The organism is Nitrospirota bacterium (assembly GCA_016212215.1).
GTDB lineage: Bacteria > Nitrospirota > 9FT-COMBO-42-15 > HDB-SIOI813 > HDB-SIOI813 > JACRGV01.
Map to the genome: position 1 here is coordinate 1 of JACRGV010000017.1, position 20,682 is coordinate 20,682.

At 43.3% G+C, this 20,682-nt stretch carries 17 protein-coding genes and 1 tRNA gene; 8 read left to right on the top strand and 10 right to left on the bottom strand.

Annotated elements, in window-relative coordinates:
• The first annotated feature begins 297 nt into the window (after positions 1-297).
• Positions 298-525, top strand: a complete 228-nt coding sequence (locus tag HZA08_01965; protein ID MBI5192189.1) for a DUF1998 domain-containing protein — start codon at positions 298-300, stop codon at positions 523-525.
• 160 nt (positions 526-685) lie between these two features.
• Here the strand turns inward: HZA08_01965 and HZA08_01970 are convergent, their stop codons facing one another.
• From HZA08_01970 to HZA08_02010, 9 genes are all read right to left on the bottom strand, one after another.
• Positions 686-1,036, bottom strand: a complete 351-nt coding sequence (locus HZA08_01970) for an SCP2 sterol-binding domain-containing protein (protein ID MBI5192190.1) — start codon at positions 1,034-1,036, stop codon at positions 686-688.
• Complete coding sequence (locus HZA08_01975) at positions 987-2,105, bottom strand: U32 family peptidase (protein ID MBI5192191.1); 1,119 nt, start codon at positions 2,103-2,105, stop codon at positions 987-989. Before HZA08_01975 ends, HZA08_01970 begins: the two co-directional genes overlap by 50 nt.
• Positions 2,102-3,118, bottom strand: coding sequence for a U32 family peptidase (locus tag HZA08_01980; GenBank protein MBI5192192.1), 1,017 nt, complete (start codon positions 3,116-3,118; stop codon positions 2,102-2,104). The genes HZA08_01975 and HZA08_01980 overlap by 4 nt, the downstream gene beginning before the upstream one ends.
• A 108-nt stretch (positions 3,119-3,226) precedes the next feature.
• The gene (locus HZA08_01985; GenBank protein ID MBI5192193.1) at positions 3,227-4,003 is read right to left on the bottom strand and encodes a cbb3-type cytochrome c oxidase subunit II; all 777 of its coding nucleotides are present in this window, start codon (positions 4,001-4,003) and stop codon (positions 3,227-3,229) included.
• A gap of 126 nt (positions 4,004-4,129) precedes the next feature.
• Positions 4,130-4,912 carry a CBS domain-containing protein gene (locus tag HZA08_01990; protein ID MBI5192194.1) on the bottom strand — a complete coding sequence of 261 codons (783 nt, stop codon included), beginning with the start codon at positions 4,910-4,912 and terminating at the stop codon, positions 4,130-4,132.
• A 128-nt stretch (positions 4,913-5,040) separates the two neighbouring features.
• The gene (clpX, locus tag HZA08_01995; protein ID MBI5192195.1) at positions 5,041-6,300 is read right to left on the bottom strand and encodes an ATP-dependent Clp protease ATP-binding subunit ClpX; all 1,260 of its coding nucleotides are present in this window, start codon (positions 6,298-6,300) and stop codon (positions 5,041-5,043) included.
• Positions 6,301-6,322: 22 nt separating this feature from the next.
• Positions 6,323-6,922 carry an ATP-dependent Clp endopeptidase proteolytic subunit ClpP gene (clpP, locus tag HZA08_02000; protein ID MBI5192196.1) on the bottom strand — a complete coding sequence of 200 codons (600 nt, stop codon included), beginning with the start codon at positions 6,920-6,922 and terminating at the stop codon, positions 6,323-6,325.
• Positions 6,923-6,941: 19 nt separating this feature from the next.
• Positions 6,942-8,180: a trigger factor gene (gene tig / locus HZA08_02005; GenBank protein MBI5192197.1), complete on the bottom strand. Its 1,239-nt coding sequence runs from the start codon at positions 8,178-8,180 to the stop codon at positions 6,942-6,944.
• Between the two features lie 131 nt (positions 8,181-8,311).
• Positions 8,312-8,391: transfer RNA gene (locus tag HZA08_02010), tRNA-Leu, on the bottom strand.
• A gap of 141 nt (positions 8,392-8,532) precedes the next feature.
• On the opposite strand from HZA08_02010, the gene HZA08_02015 reads away from it, so the two are divergent.
• The 7 genes from HZA08_02015 (at position 8,533) to HZA08_02045 (ending at position 19,800) form a co-directional block, all read left to right on the top strand.
• Positions 8,533-10,308, top strand: a complete 1,776-nt coding sequence (locus HZA08_02015; protein MBI5192198.1) for an SLC13 family permease — start codon at positions 8,533-8,535, stop codon at positions 10,306-10,308.
• Between the two features lie 81 nt (positions 10,309-10,389).
• Positions 10,390-13,950: an NgoFVII family restriction endonuclease gene (locus HZA08_02020; GenBank protein ID MBI5192199.1), complete on the top strand. Its 3,561-nt coding sequence runs from the start codon at positions 10,390-10,392 to the stop codon at positions 13,948-13,950.
• Positions 13,951-14,286: 336 nt separating this feature from the next.
• Positions 14,287-17,706 (top strand): ATP-binding protein, encoded by a 3,420-nt coding sequence (locus HZA08_02025; GenBank protein ID MBI5192200.1) that lies wholly within the window; start codon positions 14,287-14,289, stop codon positions 17,704-17,706.
• Between the two features lie 314 nt (positions 17,707-18,020).
• A complete protein-coding gene (locus HZA08_02030; protein MBI5192201.1) occupies positions 18,021-18,377 on the top strand; it encodes a type II toxin-antitoxin system RelE/ParE family toxin in 357 nt (118 codons plus the stop codon).
• Positions 18,374-18,784 carry an XRE family transcriptional regulator gene (locus tag HZA08_02035; GenBank protein MBI5192202.1) on the top strand — a complete coding sequence of 137 codons (411 nt, stop codon included), beginning with the start codon at positions 18,374-18,376 and terminating at the stop codon, positions 18,782-18,784. The genes HZA08_02030 and HZA08_02035 overlap by 4 nt, the downstream gene beginning before the upstream one ends.
• A 1-nt stretch (position 18,785) precedes the next feature.
• Positions 18,786-19,232, top strand: coding sequence for a protein-export chaperone SecB (locus tag HZA08_02040; GenBank protein MBI5192203.1), 447 nt, complete (start codon positions 18,786-18,788; stop codon positions 19,230-19,232).
• 52 nt (positions 19,233-19,284) lie between these two features.
• The gene (locus HZA08_02045) at positions 19,285-19,800 is read left to right on the top strand and encodes a macro domain-containing protein (GenBank protein ID MBI5192204.1); all 516 of its coding nucleotides are present in this window, start codon (positions 19,285-19,287) and stop codon (positions 19,798-19,800) included.
• Here HZA08_02045 and HZA08_02050 read toward each other — a convergent pair.
• Positions 19,792-20,628, bottom strand: a complete 837-nt coding sequence (locus HZA08_02050; protein ID MBI5192205.1) for a TatD family hydrolase — start codon at positions 20,626-20,628, stop codon at positions 19,792-19,794. The genes HZA08_02045 and HZA08_02050 overlap by 9 nt on opposite strands.
• Between the last annotated feature and the right edge of the window lie 54 nt (positions 20,629-20,682).

The following is a 20,682-nucleotide window of genomic DNA, read 5'->3' on the forward strand; positions in this document are numbered from 1 at the left end:
AAGTGCGTTTTGCCACCTCCTGCTGTATAGGCTTTCCAAAAAGCAGGCAGGCAAGGAACCATTTAAAGAGTTCCTCCTCCCGGCCTGACTTAATGTCTATCCCAAGTTCAGAGGAGTAGATTTTTTTTGTAATATACAAATAAGAGATGAATACCTTAGGTTGCAAGAATTCTACAAGAAAAAAGAGAGTGAGTGGCTTGATGCCAAGGATCAAAAGTTAAGGGATAAATTAAACAAAGAAATGAAATGGGCTGATGAAAGAAAGAAAACTGTTTATATCCGTATGAGGGAAAGACCGTGCTTGTACTGTTTGATAACGTTCCGGGCGGTGCTGGTCATGTTAAACGCATCGTTGATGAAAATAATCTTGAAGGGGTGCTTAATAGCGTGTTTGAGCGTGTAAATAATTGTAGCTGTGGTAATGAAACAAGTTGCTATGGCTGTCTTAGAAACTATCAGAATCAATTCTGTCGTGAACAATTAAAAAGAGGAATTATAGCAGAGTTTTTATCAAATAATTTATAAGTATGTGAAATGATTGATGTTCATTCATGCCTTGAAACATCGGACATCACTTATCTATGTATTCAGGAAGATGCAGGCAATAAGCTGAAGAAGTTATTTGGTTAAAATATAAGGCATCAACTTAATTTAACGTGTGTTCTCATGATGCTATGAGTAAAGGTTACAAATGCTCCAACAGATTTTTAAAAAAAACGGATGTCTTGACCTCTCCCTTTATTACCAGTTTTCTTGAGAAGAAGAGGCTGTCGGCGTCGGCCTTATGCAGGAACAGGCTCATGAAGGTATCAAAGTTACCCTGCATGATAACGTTGGGCTTTCTTTTCTTTCCGAAATCTACTTTAACTGAGCCGTTATCTGCATAAAAGACATAACTCTTGTTTATATCCCTTGCCTCTAAGAGAAATGTCTTACCGTTTATTTCAGTTAATCTTTTACGGATTTCAGGATTCTTATTTAGTGTCTTATCTAAGATCGTCCTGAATATAAGATTGTGGAGAATGTCCGGCGCCAACCTCAGCAGGATCTTTTTCCACATACTCCCATCCCGGTTTTCCATAGAACCAGCCATTACTAATCCCCTCCGGGGCGTATAACTTTAATATTTCAAGGGCCTCCTGCCCAGACATTGTGCCCTCTGTTACTTTAGAAAATATATCTATAATATCAGTTGTGTTCTGTATCTGCGGTATTATGCGTATATTTTCTATACCTATTTTTCTTATTATTTCTATCTGTTCAACCATGCAGACCTTTCTACTGCTTATGAGCTGTGTGCCGTTGATATTGAACAATGACATGCCATCCATGGTTTCAAGCGGCATACCATCAGGATAATTTTTACATACTATTGCACAATTTGTCTTTGAGAGATTTACAGCACGCGCAGTGTAGCACCTCCATGAAAATGCAAGCGGCAGGTTGCCGAATACAATTATCTCTTTTTCACAGGAAGGGATGGATTGAGAGATGGTCTCTATTGCCCGCCTTTCTAATTCAGGCATGAATACGAGTCTCGTTATACCTGTTTTATGGAAAAATTGTGCGGTTGGGGCATTGTAAACGGCAAGGTGAGGGCCGCCGATTAAATCCCTTCGGGAATGAGAGGCTGAGGAAGGTTCACCCGAAAATCCCTCCGGCGGGGTTGGAAAACCCCGCCTATCCACAAATGGGGATGGTTCCACATCCGTGAATAAACCGAGGATAGGCGGGACATTCTTGTCCCACTGATTTTCATGCCCCTTTGTGAGCGAGTCGTTCATATGGGCTCCATCCGTAAATATATTCAGTGTTCCCGGATTATTGGCCTCAACTGGAAACGGCAACTCATGCAGGGATTCAATAAAATCGAGTTCTGCCTTATTAGTGACAAGGCCGAATGTCGAGATGACGACCTCTTTACCGGCGTCCTTCAATATCTGAGCGATTGTACTTAGTGTCTTAATACCAAGGACAGAGCGTTTACTGCATACGACCTCTCCAATGTAAACAACAGAGGCAGGGCTGTCTGCTATCTCTTTATAAAAAGAGAGTATCCTTTCTTTATCCCACAGGAAGGGGATTGGGCCGAGGGTGATCTTCATTTTCCTTTGTAACAACCGTAACTTGGTGAAAGCCCCTCAAAAAGGGTCTGAAGACTCTCCCTTTTGGATCTGTCTATGACAGAATGGGAATTACTATAGTAATTATCAACAGCCTCTCTGAACGTGCTGACAACCTTTTCAACATAAGAGCGGCTCCTCTGCCTTCCCTCAATCTTTATGGAGTTTATCCCTGTCTGTATAATCTCAGGGAGTATCTCGATTACATTTAGGGATTCAGGGTCCTGAATGGAATTATTCAGCTTATCAGTAGCCTTATTGTAATATTTCCCCTTACATGGAGTCGGGTATGCGACCTCTTCCATTGGAGAGTATTTATTCAGTAGTACATTGTTTGAGAGTATCTTTAATGTCCCTTCCCCTTCATTATCAGCATCTTCTTCAAAATTAATAAATTTGGGGTGGGAACATGCGCCATAAGTGTTGATGGACTCGCTGGTAATATATGAGGAGAGGAAGCACTGGCCTTCGCTGTTGATGCAGAGCAGGCCGAGTGCAAAAATCTCAATCTCTATATCTGTCTGGTCTCTCAATTCTCTGATTTCATCGAGTGTCAGTACCCTCGGAAGTACAACCCTCTTTATCCCGAAATGCTTACGGAAAAATTCTATGGACCGAACATTTGAGGCGCTTGCCTGAACAGATAGGTGCAATCTCATCCCGGGATATTTAGTTCTTGCGTAAGATAGTACTGCAATATCAGAGGCTATCACAGCATCAGCACCATAGCTGTATGCCTTATCTACCACGTCATAAGCAAGTGGAAGCTCTTTTTCCTGCGGATACGCATTTACAGTGATAAAAACCCTTTTATTCTTCCCATGTGCATACTGTATGGCCTTGTATACTTCATCATCAGTCAGATTAAGTGCAGGGAAGTTTCTGAGATTAGTATCCCCTGAGAATCCCATATATATTGCATCAGCACCATTATCAACCGCAGCCTTCACAGATGGCAGGTTGCCGGCGGGTGCGCATATTTCAATTTTGGTCATCTGGAAATAACCCCATCCCCACCCTGACCCTCCCCTTGAAGGGGAGGGAATGTTCTGTTTCTACCTTTTACCTTTTACTTTTTATGTCTTACTTCTATTCACCATTAACTATTTACTATTCACTGCTTTACTTGCCTGTTCACTTGCATTTAATATCGTGAGTACCTTAATAAACACCAGAACTCCTATTATCACAAACAGGACTATCAATATTAACCCCTGTACTATCCTGTGTTCAAGTTCTTTTTTATATGAATGTACATCTTCCATTATCTCTTTTGCCAGGTTGATTGCATCTTCAGTCTCTTTTGAGACACCTGTGAGATTGTGGGTGTATATCATGTTATTAATAGTCTCAAGATGGGTCCATCCGTCTATGTATTTTACTTCAAGGTTATCCACGTTAAACCCGCTCTTCTTTATTTCATCAATCCCTTTTCTTGCCTCATCAAGTTTTTCATGGGCGAGTTTTATGGTTCCTTCTATGTCCTTAGGCAGATCCACACTCCTGAGACTTTGCATGAATGCAGTAAGCGCATTTATCTCTTTGTCCGACAGGCTAAGGTTAGGCATTGTTGAATTAGGGACAACGGACTGGGGGTCTTTGAAGTGCTTTTTATGCCATGCTGCGTCATGAGGTACTATGTTACCTTCGTTCGTCAGGTCAGGCCCCATATCGCCTCCGCTGCCTGCAATCTTATGACAGCCGCTGCATCCTTTCAGATTGTAAACCTCTTTCCCAATGGATATAAGCGAATCAGGATTTGTTTCCTGTGCCCCGGCAAGGCTGGAGGTGTTGAGCAAATATGCAAAAGTAATTATAAACAGAGATAGAGTTATTTTATAACTATATTTGAATATATTTTTTGATTTTTTATTATTCACTCGAAAATCACCCCATCCCCACCCTAACCCTCCCCTTGAAGGGGAGAGAATTCTTCCTCCTTCGTTCATTAAGGCAATCTTACTTCTAACTTCTTGCCTCTAACTTCTTACTTCTGATTCTTTAGTCTATGATATATGTCCCCATACAGTAAATATCATGAAGATGAGGGCGAAGAGAATCCCAAGCCCGATTGCTATAGGCCTTTTTCTGTAAGCCCTTTCCGGATTCTTATCAATAAAAGGCACTGCAAAAAGGAGAAATACAAATGCCCCCTCAAAGAGGATGCCGATAACCTTAGGCGCCCAGTCTCCAAGAAATCTTAATATCTCTGCAAACTTCAGTATCTGATATGCAGCAAGAAAAAACCATTCAGGTTTTATGTGCTCAGGTGTTGTAAGAGGGTCTGCCTTTGGTTCCATTGGTGCAGGTGACAAGAGTATCAGTGTTCCAAGAATTGCGATCAATAGAAATGCCGCACCTATCTCCTTTAATGCGTGATTAGGCCAGAAGGGGATAGAACCTTCTTCTTCATATATGGGTTCAAGGATATCTCTTGCTGAAATTATTCCCGCAGGGACACCGCCTTCTGTCACAACCAGATGACGGATATTGTATTGAGTCATCATCTCATTTGCCTTTGCCACTGAATCTTCTGCATCAATAGTATAGAAAGGCGAACTCATTACAGCCTCAACCGGAGTTACATACTGATCCAGTTCTCCTGCCAGAACCTTTCTTGTCATGTCAACATCAGTAACAATACCGACAAGGCTTTCATTACGCTTTACTAAAAGACTCCCTGTCTTCTGCTGTTTCATGATCTTAGCCGCAGATACAATAGGCTCATGAGAGTCAATTGCAGCAATATTTCTGCTCATTATCTTATCTACTGAGATTAAAGGTATCATAATTTAAAAATAGGGTTCAAGGGTTGAGGGTTCAAGGGGTCAAGGTAAGTATGTACTGTCTTTCACTTGACCGTTCAGACCATTGAACCCTTTAGTTATTAAAAGTACAACTAAGCTGGAAGAAAGGCTTATGCTGACTTTGCCTCTTGCTCGTTGTTGTATATAAGAATCGGCTTGGAATGCCCAAGGATTACATCCTCATTGATAATACATTCTTTGATGTTTCTGTTTGAAGGCAGATCATACATGATCTCAAGCATTACCTCTTCTATAATAGCCCTTAACCCTCTTGCCCCTGTTTTAAGGGCAACAGCCTTCTTTGCTATAGCATTTACAGCACTGTCAGTGAAACGCAGGGATACATTTTCAATGGCAAAAAGTTTCTTGTATTGCCTTGCAATGGCGTTACGCGGCTCTGTTAATACCTTAACAAGGGCTTCATGGTCAAGGTCATTCAATGTAGCAACAATCGGCAGACGTCCGATAAACTCAGGTATCAGCCCGAATTTTAAAAGGTCTTCTGTCTGTACCTTGCCCAGGATTTCTCCAATCCTGTGGTTCTGTTTGCTTACAACTTCAGATCCAAAACCTATGGTTGAACTACCGAGCCTCTTTTTAATGAGATTTTCAAGGCCGACAAATGTTCCACCGCAGATAAAAAGGATATTTGAGGTGTCAACATGTACAAACTCCTGATGCGGGTGTTTCCTGCCGCCCTGCGGAGGGACACTGGCGATTGTCCCTTCAATAATCTTCAGCAATGCCTGCTGTACGCCTTCGCCCGACACATCCCTTGTAATCGAAGGGTTCTCGCTCTTTTTACTTATCTTATCTATCTCATCAATATAGACAATGCCTCTCTCCGCCCTCTCTACATCATAGTCTGCTGCCTGAAGAAGTTTGAGGATAATATTTTCTACATCTTCCCCGACATAACCTGCCTCAGTAAGCGTTGTGGCATCTGCTATTGTAAAAGGTACATCTAAAATCTTTGCAAGTGTCTGTGCAAGAAGTGTCTTACCTGTTCCGGACGGACCGATAAGCAGGATGTTTCCCTTCTGAAGTTCAACATCACTCATTATACGGATATTTGCAGATATCCTTTTGTAATGATTGTGCACTGCAACTGCAAGGATCTTCTTTGCACGTTCCTGGCCTATAACATAGTTGTCGAGGATGTCTTTTATCTCTGATGGCTTGGGAAGTTTTACAGATTCAACAGTGCGTTCCTCTTCCCACGCCTCACCGAGTATATCGTTGCACAGGTCAACACATTCATTACAGATATAGACAGTCGGCCCTGCTATTAGTTTTTTTACCTCTGCCTTGCCCTTTCCACAAAAGGAACAGCGTACATCGCCTTCTTTACCTTTAATCTGACTTCCCATAAATACTTCAACCTCCTGTTATTTAACTCTTAGGTACTTTAGGTACCCTTTCCTTAATTACCTCATCTATAATACCATAGTCCTTTGCCTCCACACCAGACATAAAGTAATCACGCTCAGTATCCTGACGTATACGTTCGATAGGCTGGCCGGTATGTGTTGAAAGGATTTGATTAAGGTTGTCTTTAATCTTCAATATCTCTTTCGCGTGGATTTCTATATCAGTTGCCTGGCCCTGAAATCCGCCCAATGGCTGATGGATCATGACCCTTGCATTCGGGAGTGCATATCGTTTTCCCCTTGCCCCTGAAGCAAGCAGAAGCGCCGCCATGCTTGCAGCCTGTCCGATACAAATTGTAGAGACATCAGGCTTTATATATTGCATGGTATCATAGATTGCCATGCCGGAGGTAACAACCCCGCCGGGTGAGTTTACATAAAGATAAATATCCTTATCAGGGTCATCTGCTTCAAGGAACAGAAGCTGGGCAATTATTATGTTTGCAAAATTATCATCAATCGGAGTGCCTATAAATATTATCCTGTCTTTTAACAAACGTGAGTATATATCATAAGCCCTCTCTCCCCTGCTTGTCTGCTCTATTACAATAGGTACCAGCATTTTATTTTGTCTCCTTTGTTTAACTCCAGATGGCCTTTTCCTTAACAAGACCTAAAACCTTTTCCACCGTAACCCTAATCCTTAATCCTTCCATGCCATTATCCAAGGCTTCTATGGATTTCCTAACTCTCTGCACATCCTGATTATGCTTTTTGGCCATCTTATTTATCTCGTTCTCTACTTCCTCATCTGTTGCACTTATACCTTCCTGCTCTCCGATTGCCATAAGGAGTATGTCTCCCTTTATCTCTTCTACAGCATAAGGGGTATATTTTTCTCTAATAGATTTTTCCTCTTCAGGTTCAAAAGCACCCTGCCTATTCATATACTTCTTTGTCCTTGAAAGGAATCTCCCCATCTCCCTTTCAACCATTGCAGGAGGTGCCTCTATCGGGTGACGTTCAATAAGTTTTTTTACAATCTCTGTTTTATATTTTCCATTAAGTGTATCAGTTTTTTCATCAGTTAATTTCTCCCTGACACTGTCTTTTAGTTCAGTAAGAGAATTAAAACCTCCTACATCTTTCGCAAAGTCATCATTTAATTCAGGCAAAACCTTTTTCTTGACCTCCTGTATCGTTACCTTAAGCATTAAGTTATCTGCAGGAATCATTACCTCTTTTTCTTCCCCCTTGCGGGCACCAAGCACTCCTGCATCTAATTCCGGTCCGAACTGTCCTGTGCCGACCTGAAACAACACGTCCTGGCGGTCAATGCCTGGGGCAGGCTTGCCGTCTTTGTATCCGGTATAATCAATCTGCACAAAGTCACCGTTTGCTAAAGGGTAGTTTTCTTCCGCGACTTCCAATTGTGCATTCATATCCAATATTTCTTTTATCCTGCTGTCTATCTCCTCTTCAGTAACCGTTACCTCTTCCTTTTTAAGCTCTATGCCTTCAAATGTTACAACCTCCACATTTGGTTTGACCTCTACTGTGGCAGTAAAAATCAGCGGTTCTCCCTTGTTTATGTCAAGTATCTCAATCTCCGGCATAGAAACAGGGGTGAGTCCGCTCTCCTTAACGGCTTTAAGATAATAGTCAGGTACAATCTTTTTTATCAAATCCTCTTCCACCTCTTTACCGAATCTTTTTTCAAGTATAGATACGGGGGTCTTGCCTGGCCTGAACCCAGGAATCCTTGCCCTTTTCTTCAGTGCATCATAAGCATCTGAAAACTCCTTTGAGATAACCTCTGCCGGAACCTCAATCTTAAACACCCTTTTAATATCTGAGACCACTTCAATATCAAACTTCATGCTGTCTTTCTCCAATTCTTTGTTGCTAAAAATGTTTAAATGCTACCTTATCTGAAAAACCCCACCCTCACCCTGGCCCTCTCCCTGAGGGAGAGGGAATTTTCGTGGGTACCTCATTACCTGTCTTTGAATGCGAGAGGGGGGAGTTGAACCCCCATGGTTGCCCGCTGGATCCTAAGTCCAGTGCGTCTGCCAGTTCCGCCACTCTCGCAGGAAATAATATTTTCCCCCTCCCCTGCATCCCCTCCCGCAAGGGGAGGGGAAAATAAGGTATGGTGTAATCAATCGTTCTTTCAGGTCAAGTTAATTTACTTGAAAAGCGAAAGGCTTGTCAAGTATAATGCCCTTTGCTATGCCCGGTACACAAATAATTATTACACTTATAGTCTTACTTGCCGCAGTGGTTCTTTATTCCATAGAGAAACTCTCTGTTGATATTGTATCCATTCTATCTATACTTACGCTTATATTTTTTAAGATCCTTACACCTCAAGAGGCATTCAGCGGGTTCAGCAACGATGCCCTTGTTATGATAGGCAGTGTACTCATAATGACAGAGGGCCTTATCAAGGCAGGTGTGGCGGACAGGATTGCCCACGTTATTCTTAAAAAGGCAGGCAGAAGTCCAACCCGGCTGATGTTTGTTTTTCTTCTCACTGTTTGTGTTATTTCAGCATGGATAAACAATGTTGCCGCCACAGCTATCCTTCTTCCGGCAGCGGTAAGTGTATCAAGGGTTGCAAAAATAAATCCTTCCAAGCTCCTGATGCCTCTTGCATTCGGTTCAATGTTAGGCGGTATGGCTACGCTCATAGGCACATCTACAAACATAGCGGTATCCGGGATGTTGTCGTCCTATAATATCAAGCCTTTTTCATTATTTGAATTTACGCCGATCGGATTAATAATCTGTTTTGGAGGAATAATATTTTTCATTACTATAGGACGTCTGCTTCTGCCTTCAAGGGGAGAGGAAACCGTAATGGAAGGCTATGACATAAGAGAGTATCTGGCAGAGTTGAAGGTTAAGCCGGCTTCAGAGCTTGTAGGGACAAGGATAACTGACGGGACACTCGGAAGCCTGCATGACCTGACAGTAGTAGGGATAATCAGAAACAGCCGGAATGTTTATATGCCGGGTGACCACTATATAATTGAAACCGGAGATTCCTTACTTGTTGTCGGAAGTATTGATAAGCTCGCAAGGGCTGACCAGGCAAAAGGGGTAGAGATAAAATCAGGCATAAAATATGGAGAAGCGGATTTAGAAGCCGGTGACGTCAGGATGGTTGAGGCAGTAATAGCCGCAGACTCACTCCTTGAAGGAAAAACCTTGAAAGAGCTCCATTTCAGGCATACTTACGGAATCTCTGTTGTTGCCCATTACAGGCACGGTACAAGCCTATGTGACAAGATTGGAAAGATTCCTCTACGTGTTGGGGATGTACTCTTAATCCAGGGGGATAAGGAACGTGTGGATTCATTAAGCTCTGTCTTAAAGCTGATATTAGTAGGAGATGTTACACCTGAACATTTCCGCACTAAAAAGGCTGCCATATCCACTGCAATATTTCTTGGAGCAGTCGTCACCGGTGGAGTAGGCATAGTACCCATATCTGTTTCATTTCTTGCAGGGGCGGTGCTGATGGTTCTTTTCAAATGTCTTTATACTGACGAGGTCTACAAGGCGGTTAACTGGCATCTACTTATACTAATCGGCGGTATGATAGGTATGGGGGTTGCGCTTGAGAAATCAGGTACCGCACAATTTCTTGCGGACTTGATCATAAGTTTTGCAGAGCCGTATGGTATATATGCACTCCTCGGGAGTTTTTTTATCCTAACAGTTGCACTCACCCAACCTATGTCCAATGTAGCCGCCGGTTTAATTATATTGCCCATTGCCATTCGCGTTGCCCTCCAGCTTGGTGTAAGCCCAAGGACATTCGCAATGACCATAGCCATTGCCGCCTCATGTTCATTCATCACCCCCCTTGAACCGGCCTGTGTCCTTATCTACGGCCCCGGCAGATACCGTTTCATAGACTTCATCCGCGTCGGCCTGCCGCTAACTTTTGTAGCCTTCGTACTATCCATGATCTTTATCCCTATTTTCTGGCCGCTGTAGAAAATACTATAAATTCGCACAGGAAATGGTTCCGTCAATTACCCTTGCAGTTTAAGTAATGATTATATAATATGGGTAAACATGCCCCGTATTTTCGACAATATAGAACAGGAACTTCTTACGGCCCTTCGTGAGACTCTAAATGTTTCCGAGCGTGCCGACTTCTGCGTAGGCTACTTCAATCTCCGGGGCTGGAAACAGCTTGATTCTTACATTGAAGAATGGGCAGGCGGCAAGGACAATTGCTGTCGTCTTCTTGTTGGTATGCAGAGGCTTCCTAATGAAGAGCTTATATCTGCATTCAGTCTGATTAAATCTGACAAGGGGATTGACCGGCAGACAGCGATTCGCATCAAAAAGAAACTCGCAGAAGAATTCAGGGAACAATTGACTTATGGCATCCCTTCTAATGAAGATGAGGCCGGTCTCCGCAGGCTTGCCGCCCAGATTAAGGCGAAAAAGGTTGTTGTTAAATTATTCCTCAGGCACCCTTTACATGCAAAGCTCTACCTGCTCTTCCGTTCTGACCCCATAAACCCTGCTACAGGTTTTCTTGGAAGCAGTAACCTGACATTTGCCGGACTATCACAGCAGGGCGAATTGAATATTGATGTGCTGGACCATGATGCCTGCAATAAGCTTTCAAAATGGTTTGATGATAGATGGAATGATAGATGGTGTCTGGATATATCTGAAGATCTAGTAAGCATCATCGCCGAAAGCTGGGCACGGGAAGACCTTATCCCACCGTATTACCTTTACATCAATATGGCCTATCACCTTGCACAGGAGGCACGTGCCGGTCTTGCCGAATTCCGGATACCGCATGATTTTGGAAAAAGGTTATTTGAATTCCAGACCGCTGCCGTAAAAATAGCTGCCCATCATCTGCATAAACGCGGCGGTGTCCTGCTCGGTGATGTTGTCGGGCTTGGGAAAACCCTCATGGCAACAGCCCTATCCCGTATCTTTGAGGATGATTTTGGACTTGAGACACTCATCATCTGCCCCAAAAATCTTACCAAGATGTGGGAAGACTATGTGCATCAATATCGTATGCGGGCAAAAGTCCTTTCCATTTCACGTGCCATAAATGAACTGCCTGATTTGCCGAGGTACCGGTTGATTATAATGGATGAAAGTCACAACCTCCGAAACCGTGAAGGCAAGCGATATCATGCAATTTATGATTATATACAAAAAAATGAAAGCAGGTGCATCCTGCTGTCTGCAACACCATATAACAAAAACTATCGCGACCTTTCTAACCAGCTACGCCTCTTTGTCCCTGAAGACAAGGATTTGGGAGTACGCCCCGAGAAACTGCTCCGTGAGTTAGGAGAGACAGAGTTCATACGCAGGCATCAGTGTTCCGTACATACACTTGCTGCATTTGAAAAGAGCGACCATGCAGACGACTGGCGCGATCTTATGAGGCTTTACATGGTGAGGCGGACGCGTAGTTTCATCCAGGATAATTATGCAGAGACTGAACCTGCAACCGGCCGAAGGTTCTTAACCTTTGAAGACGGCACCAGATCTTATTTTCCAACCCGCAAACCTAAGACAGTTAAATTCAGGATTGACGATACAAACCCGGATGACCAATATGCACGCCTGTATGCCTCTGATGTTGTTGATGCAATTAACAGTCTCAGTCTTCCCAGATATGGCATGGGGAATTACATCTCAGAAACTCCTCATGAGCCACCCTCACAGTCCGAAGCCAAAATCATGCAGGACCTCTCACGTGCAGGAAAACGCCTCATGGGGTTCTGCCGTACAAATCTCTTTAAGCGCCTTGAAAGTAACGGCAGTGCATTTATTCTCTCCATAGAGAGACATATCCTGCGCAACTATATATTCCTCCATGCAATTGAAAACGGAAAACCCCTCCCTATAGGGACACAGTACCCTGAAATGCTTGATTCACGTATATATGATGAAGATTCGGATGAAGACGATATTACAGCGGATATATTCATTGATGAAACATCTGTGAGCAACAAGCTCACAAAGGATGATGAAAATTGGCGGGACAAGAATGTCCCGCCTATCCTCCATTTATTCCTGGATAGGCGGGGTTTTCTAACCCCGCCGGGGGGATTTGACGAAGATGATTTTAAACGCCGCGCCGCCGAGGTCTACAAGGATTATGAAACACAATACAAAAAACGCTTCAGGTGGTTAAGGCCGAACCTGTTTCTAAATGACCTCACTGCTGACCTTCGTAAGGATATTAAATCACTGCTGAAAATCCTACATAAGTGCGGGAACTGGATTCCGGAAAGAGACACCAAGCTTGACGCCCTCTATAACGTTATTGCAAATAAACACCCTGATGAAAAGGTAATCGTCTTCAGCCAGTTTGCAGATACTGTCCGCTATCTTGAGGCCGGACTTAAGGCAAGGGGTATCTCAAAGATTGCCGGTGTAACCGGTGACTCAGATGACCCCACGGAGATTGCATGGCGATTTAGTCCTGAGAGTAATAGAAAAAGAGACCGGATAAAACATGAAGACGAATTGCGTGTCCTGATCGCAACCGATGTCCTCAGCGAAGGGCAGAACCTCCAGGATTGCTCAGTAGTTGTAAACTTTGACCTCCCCTGGGCTATTATCAGATTAATACAGCGGGCAGGCCGTGTGGACAGGATAGGTCAGAAGTCCGAAAATATCTTATGCTATTCATTTCTTCCTGCTGATGGTGTGGAGCGTATAATCAGGCTGCGCGCCCGTGTCCGTCTGAGACTGCATGAAAACGCAGAGGTTGTCGGTACGGATGAAGCCTTCTTTGAAGACGACCGCAATGACCAGGCCATACTTGACCTGTATAATGAAAAGTCCGGCGTTATAGATGGGGATGGAGATGTTGACGGAGAGGTAGACCTTGCGTCTTATGCGTATCAGATATGGAAGAATGCCATAACTGCAAACCCCGAACTGCAAAAGATCATCCCATCTTTACAGCCTGTGACTTACTCTGCTAAATCCATAAATTCCCCTGTCACCTCAGGGGAGAGGGAACATTATTCTGGAAATACCCTCCCCTTCAAGGGGATGGATAGGGTGGGGATGGGGTTATGCTCAGGTGAAATTCCCGAAGGCGTCCTTATTTACATGCGCACCGCAGATGGAAGCGATGCACTGGCATGGATAGACAAAGAAGGCAATAGTGTTACAGAATCCCAATTTACCATCTTAAAGGCTGCCGAGTGCACGCCTGATACCCCTGCCATTCCACGTGATGAAAAACACCATGAACTTGTGCAGAAAGGCGTTGAGCTGATAATACAAGAGGAAAAATCAGTCGGTGGTCAGTTGGGCAGACCATCAGGCGCCCGCTTCCGTACTTATGAGAGACTGAAGCGATATGCTCCAGAATTAGAAGCAGTCAAAGGGACACTGTTTGAATCTCCGGAACTCCTCAAGGCTATTGACGAAATCTATCGTTATCCCCTCCGGCAGACTGCCACAGACACACTCAACCGCCAGTTGAGGAGCGGTATTTCAGATGAGACACTTACACAGCTCGTAATTGCTTTGCGGGAAGAAGGGCGTCTGTGTATAATCCATGAGGAAGAAGAGACTCAGGAACCGAGGATTATCTGTTCGTTGGGATTAGTGGGGATTGATAAATAAATAACCTTCATGAACCGTGGGCTCACAAAGGTACATGAAAATAAGACCCCCTCACCCGGATCCCCCCCTCCTGCCTCCCCCCGCAAAGGAGGGGGTTAGGGGGAGGGTGAGCTATGGAGATTTTCGAATGAACTGTCATGAGCGAAACGCTCACAAAGGACAACGAAAATCCCCCCCTTTTTTCAAGGGGGGGCATGGGGGGGTTATTTTCGGATGAACTCCCATGAACCGAGGGTTCACAAAGGGCCATGAAAATCAGCGGGACAAGAAAGTCCCGCCTATCCTCGTAGAAAGGGATAGGCGGGGTTTTCTTACCCCGCCGGAAGGGATTTTCGGATGAAACTTGATATTACAAAAGTCCGCAATCTTCTGCAGGAGTTTGATTTCAAGTCCATCTTTATAGAAGAACTCGGGTGGTCACAGCCTGCTCAGAGTAAGGCCGCACCACTCGTATGTGACGGCACTGAATATGAAGTCCGCCAGATTGCCCAGTTATCAGGGGTGGTAATATTCGAGATTAAGCAAAAGGATGGCAAAATCCCTGACGCAGGGAAGAGGGCGGCTGTATATAAAGAGATAGCTAAGCATCATCATGAAAACCTTTTGATATTCGTAGATAGCATACGTTCTCAAAGTATCTGGTACTGGGTTAAGCGGGAGAACAAAAAGATTTATCCCCGTGATCATGTGTATGTAAAGGGACAGCCAGGCGACCTGTTCCTCAGCAAGCTTGGAACCATGGTTGTTGATATCAGCGAGCTGGATGAGGCAGGGAATATACCGGTCACAGAGGTTGCAGGGCGTCTGAGAGATGCGCTTGATATCGAGCGGGTTACAAAGAAATTCTACCGCGAGTTTTCCGATGAGCGCATTCATTTCATCGCCCTGATTGAAGGTATAGATAATGAAAGGGACTGCCGCTGGTATGCCTCTATCCTTCTCAACCGGCTCATGTTCATCTACTTCCTCCAGCAGAAATATTTCCTTGATAACGGCAATATCAATTATCTTCAGGACAAACTCACAGAGGTCAGACAGGCGTTCGGTACTGACAAATATTTCTCACAATTTTTAAAGGCCCTGTTCTTTGAGGGTTTTGCAAAACCGGAGAATGAGCGGAGTGATGATGCAAGAAGGCTATTAGGCAGCATCAAGTATCTTAATGGCGGTCTCTTCCTGCCTCATAGGATTGAGAGTGATTATAAGAATATTCATATCCCTGATAAGGCATTTGAAAATATACTTGAGCTCTTTGGCAGTTACTCATGGAACCTCAATGATATTCCAGGCGGCAGGGACGATGAGATAAACCCGGATGTCCTCGGGTACATATTTGAGAAATATATAAACCAGAAGGCATTTGGGGCGTATTATACAAGACCGGAGATTACTGGATATCTATGTGAGCATACGATTTATAAGATGATACTGGATAAGATAAATACAGCCGGAATTCCGGGTGTGCTTAAGCCGCGCAGTTTTGATTCAATAGCAGAACTTCTGCTTAACCTTGATGCTCCCCTATGTCGTGAATTGCTCATGCAAATTCTGCCTTCGTTGAGCCTACTTGACCCTGCCTGCGGTTCAGGTGCCTTTCTGGTAGCGGCAATGAAGACACTGATAAACCTCTACTCAGCGATCATTGGCAAGATAGAGTTCGTAAATGACCGCAATCTCACAGAGTGGCTTCGCAAGGCAAAGGCAGAGCACAAGTCATTATCCTATTTCATCAAAAAGAGCATTATCACGGACAATCTATTCGGCGTAGATATTATGGAAGAGGCGACCGAGATTGCCAGACTGCGGCTCTTCCTTGCGCTTGTTGCCTCTGCCCGGAGTATAGATGAACTGGAGCCCCTGCCAAACATTGATTTCAATATACTTACAGGAAATTCTTTAATTGGACTCATGCATGTTAATGACAAAGACTTTAATAATCGGACAAGTCAGGGTGATCTATTCCGCAAGAGTTATCGGGAAGTGCTGTCTGAGAAAAATCGTTTGATTGACGACTACAGGCATACGGCCTCGTATGCTCCTGATCTCAGGGCGCTAAGGGACAATATCGAGAAAAAGAAGACTGAGGCAAGGGCTACCCTCAATGAAATACTGCTCAATGAATTCACCAATCTTGGGATTAAATTTGAAGAGGCCGCATGGGATACAGCAAAGAACAAAGAGGGGAAGCCCGGGAAACGTAGTCTTACCATGAAAGATGTCGAGGCGCTTACTCCCTTTCACTGGGGGTATGAATTTGATGAGATTATCAATAAACGCGCCGGCTTTGATGCGATCATTACAAACCCGCCATGGGAAATATTCAAGCCCCAGGCTAAAGAATTCTTTGCCGAACATTCGGAGTTAGTCACAAAAAACAAGATGACCATCAAAGAGTTCGAGAAAGAACAGACAAAGCTCATGAAGAATGCTGAGATACGGGATGCATGGATAGAGTATCAGAGCCGCTTCCCGCATGTAAGCCAGTATTTCCGGAGTTCCAATCAATACAAAAACCAGATTGCCGTAATTAATGGCAAAAAGGCGGGCACGGATATTAATCTCTACAAGCTCTTTGTTGAACAATGCTATAACCTGCTTTGTCCTGCCGGTGAGTGCGGGATTGTCATCCCAAGCGGAATCTATACTGACCTGGGAACCAAACAATTACGTGAGATGCTTTTTAATCAGACAGAGGTTACAGGCCTGTTCTGCTTTGAGAATCGCAAAGAAATATTTGAGGGCGTACACCGCAGTTTTAAGTTCATAGTTCTGACATTTGCAAAAGGTGGCAGCACAGATAAATTCCCTGCTGCCTTTATGCGTCATGAGGTATCTGAACTGGAGAGGTTTTCAAAGGAAGGGGCATTGGATATCCCGATAGAGCTTGTCAGACGCCTGTCTCCTGACTCTTTGTCGGTGATGGAATTCAAGAACGACATGGACATCCATATCGCTGAAAAGATGCTTAGATTTCCACTACTGGGGGAAAAGATAGAAGGGACATGGAACCTTGTTTTATGTAATGAATTCCACATGACCAATGACAGCCATCTGTTTAAGACTGAACCTGCCCCGGGCCGTTTGCCGTTGTATGAAGGGAAGATGATTTGGCAGTTTGACCACAAATTATCTGATACACGATACTGGGTTTCTGAAACAGACGCTAGAGAACAGCTCGACGGTAATAATAATTCGAGGTTAGACTATGAGCAATATCGCCTTGCTTTTAGAGATGTTACAGGGAATACAAACGAAAGAACTTTAGTTTCTACAATCATTCCGCCAAAAGTATTCTGCGGTAATACCCTGCCAACAGCAAAAGGGCCAAACTCATTGCTTTTACATGTGTTTCTGACTTCCGTTTTTAATTCTTTTATTGTTGATTGGATGATTCGTCAAAAGATTACCAATCATTGCAATTTCTTCTATATGATGCAACTCCCTGTTCCCCGCCTCACTGAGAAAGATTCTATGTTTCGTCCTATTGTTGAGAAAGCTGCCCGCCTTATTTGCACAACACCCGAATTTGACGACTTAGCAAAGGAAGTCGGCCTTGGCAGTCATAAAAACGGTGTAACCAATGAAATTGAACGTAACCGCATCCGAGCCGAGCTTGACGGCCTCATCGCCCATCTCTACGGTTTGACAGAAGAAGAATTCGCCTATATCCTCACCACATTTCCACTTGTGCCTGAACCGATTAAAGTTGCCACCCTAAACGCATATAGAGATGTAGGAAGGGAAATGATCAAATGAAAGATTACAATATCAAATCCCGCATGAGGCGGGAGAATCAGGATGAGGATGCATCATAGCAAACCTTTATATACCATATTGCCTTATTTTATTGTTTTGTGAGTAAATGTTAGATGAAAATATTTATCTTCTTATTTGGGTTGTGACAGAAAATTTGTGGCAGAAAATTATTGACTAGTACTCGTCGCTATGCCAATATATTGCCTCTCTTTAATCTGATGGCAATCCTTCAAATGATCCGATGGAAGGATTTTTACAACTGTGGATTTCCTGTTAATTTCTTGTTGACAGATATATCAAAATTGAGATAATATATGTTCAAGTTTGAAGTCGAATTTTACGAAGAAGAACCTAACCCTGTTATTGAGTTCATAGAAAATTTACCCAAGAAGGCTAATGTAAAGGCATATAAGTATATAGCCTTATTAGAAGAGAAAGGGCCTGAGATGCTTTCTTCGTACTGCACCAAACTTTCTCATCACCCCAAACTTTGGGAACTGAAAATTGACTATAGGACAAATGCATATAGAATATTCTTTTTCCGTAATGAGAAAACAATAATATTGTTGCATGGTATCGCTAAAAAAACGAATAGTACACCTATTGACGCATTGAATCTCTCTGAAAAAAGAATGAAAAAGTGGTTAGAAGGAAAGGGGATCAAAAAATGAAAAGGTTCAGGGAGTATTTAAAGGAAAAACTCAAAGATAAAGATTTCGAGAAAGATTTCTACGAGGGTTTAGAAAAAGCTCGTGTTGCTATTGAGATTGCTTTATTTAGAGAAAAAAAAGGCTTTACCCAAGCAAAGCTGGCAGAGTTAACTGGAACTTCTCAATCTGCCATTGCAAGGTTAGAAGACACTGATTATAAGGGTTATTCTATAAGTACACTCAGGAAGATTGCAACTGCCCTTGACCTCGAACTTGTAGTATCTCTCAGGGAAAAGGGTGAGGAAATTTATGAACGAGAACCCGTTATAGTATTTAATGTTCCTCAATGGCAAAGGGGTACAAAAGGTTTTAAGTTTAGTGATGCGCCAGAAACTTCATATAAACAAGATTTTGAGTTAGTAGCATAACATGAAAAAGAATAGGCAGCCGGGAATTGATTTCGTCAAGATTATCCTTGAGAAGGCTAATCTTGAGGTGAATACAAATTATTCTAATATCGATGAAGATATTAATGTAGAACTCTCCGTTAAAGTAAATCGAAAGTTAGACAAGACAAAAAAAAGTCTCATAGTAAATCTTGAAGTTGCCTTGTTTAAGGAAACTGTGAATCCGCCTCTGCGTGTGTCCGTTTTAGCTGCTGGATATTTTTCTGTTAAAAATGATGAAGATATTGAAAGTCTGGAAGGTTTTTCGCGTATACAAGCTCCTGCTTTGATCTTCCCTTTTATTCGAGAAACAATAGCTAATCTCACAATGAGAACTGGGAATCCACCATTACTTATACCTCCAATTAACATTTTACAATTAATAGGAAAATCCGGTAAAAAAAGGAAACGCTCCCCCAACAAATTATAATAATCAGGCCGGTGCATTTAGTGCATGTCATTATTAATGACCGGGAGGTCTTATGATTAAACTATTAACAGGAAATCTTTTGGAAGCAGATGCTGAAGCCCTCGTTAATACAGTAAATACAGTCGGTGTCATGGGAAAGGGCATTGCTCTCCAGTTTAAACAGGCCTATCCTGATAATTACGAGGCATACAGAAAAGCATGCAGTCACCATGAAGTGCAACATGGAAGGATGTTCGTTTTTTCTACAAGGAAAATAGTAAACCCTATGTACATCATCAATTTCCCTACTAAACGGCATTGGAAGGAAAAATCCCGCATGGAGGATATAGACTCAGGTCTTAGAGCCCTTGTTGAGGTAATTGGAAATTCAGGTATACGTTCTATTGCTATTCCTCCTTTAGGTTGCGGCAATGGGGGATTGAGTTGGGTAGAAGTAAAATCACGAATAGAGTCTGCTTTCATGGAGTTGCCAGACGTTAATGTTTTTCTTTTTGGACCGCAAGGAGCGCCTGAAGCTGAGGATATGCGTGTTGCAACCAAACAATTGCCCATCTCACGATTATCGTGAGAATTTAAACAACTCCTCTGCATTTTTCATAATAGCTGAGGCGGTCTCTTCTATTGAAATGCCTTTTACTTCTGCAATTTTTTCAGCGGTGTGTCTGACGTAAGCGGGTTCGTTTCTTTTTCCCCTGAAGGGATTGGGTGTGAGATAGGGGGCGTCTGTTTCAATGAGGAGGCGGTTAAGAGGGACATATTTAATTATCTCAAGAAGATTCTCCGCCTTCTTAAAGGTAATGACGCCTGAGAAAGATATGTAGAATCCCATGGCTAATGCCTGTACCGCCATATCCATGTCACCGGAAAAGCAGTGAAATATGCCATTAACAGCTTTCCCCTCCCCTTGCGGGAGGGGAGTAAGGGGAGGGGGGGAGTCTTGTACCTTAAAGTATTCTTTCAGAATCTTCATGGTATCTTCTTTGGCCTCACGGGTGTGGATGATGAGAGGGAGATTGAGGGCTATTGCTGTTTCTATGTGCATCCTGAAATATCGTTGCTGCATATCAGCAGGGGAGTGGAGATAGTGGTAATCTAATCCTGTCTCTCCTATTGCTATTACCTTCTTCTTTCCCTCGCCCCTTAGGGGAGAGGGATGGGTGAGGGGGGACTTTCCGGCGAGAGATTTTAGTATGTTAGCGGCAGTTTCAGTGTCTTTTAAATGCTTTACCTCATGCGGATGAATACCAACACCTGCGTAAATAAATTCATGCGATTCTGCGAGGCTAACAGCACTTTTGCTGTCCTCTATATCTGTGCCTATAGTAATAAGTGTTGCAATGCCGTTATCTGATGCGCGTTTTATTACATTTGCCCTGTCAGCATCAAATTGAGGCATGGTGAGATGGCAGTGGGTGTCAATTATATTAGTTAGGGTTTGCACAGGTATCAC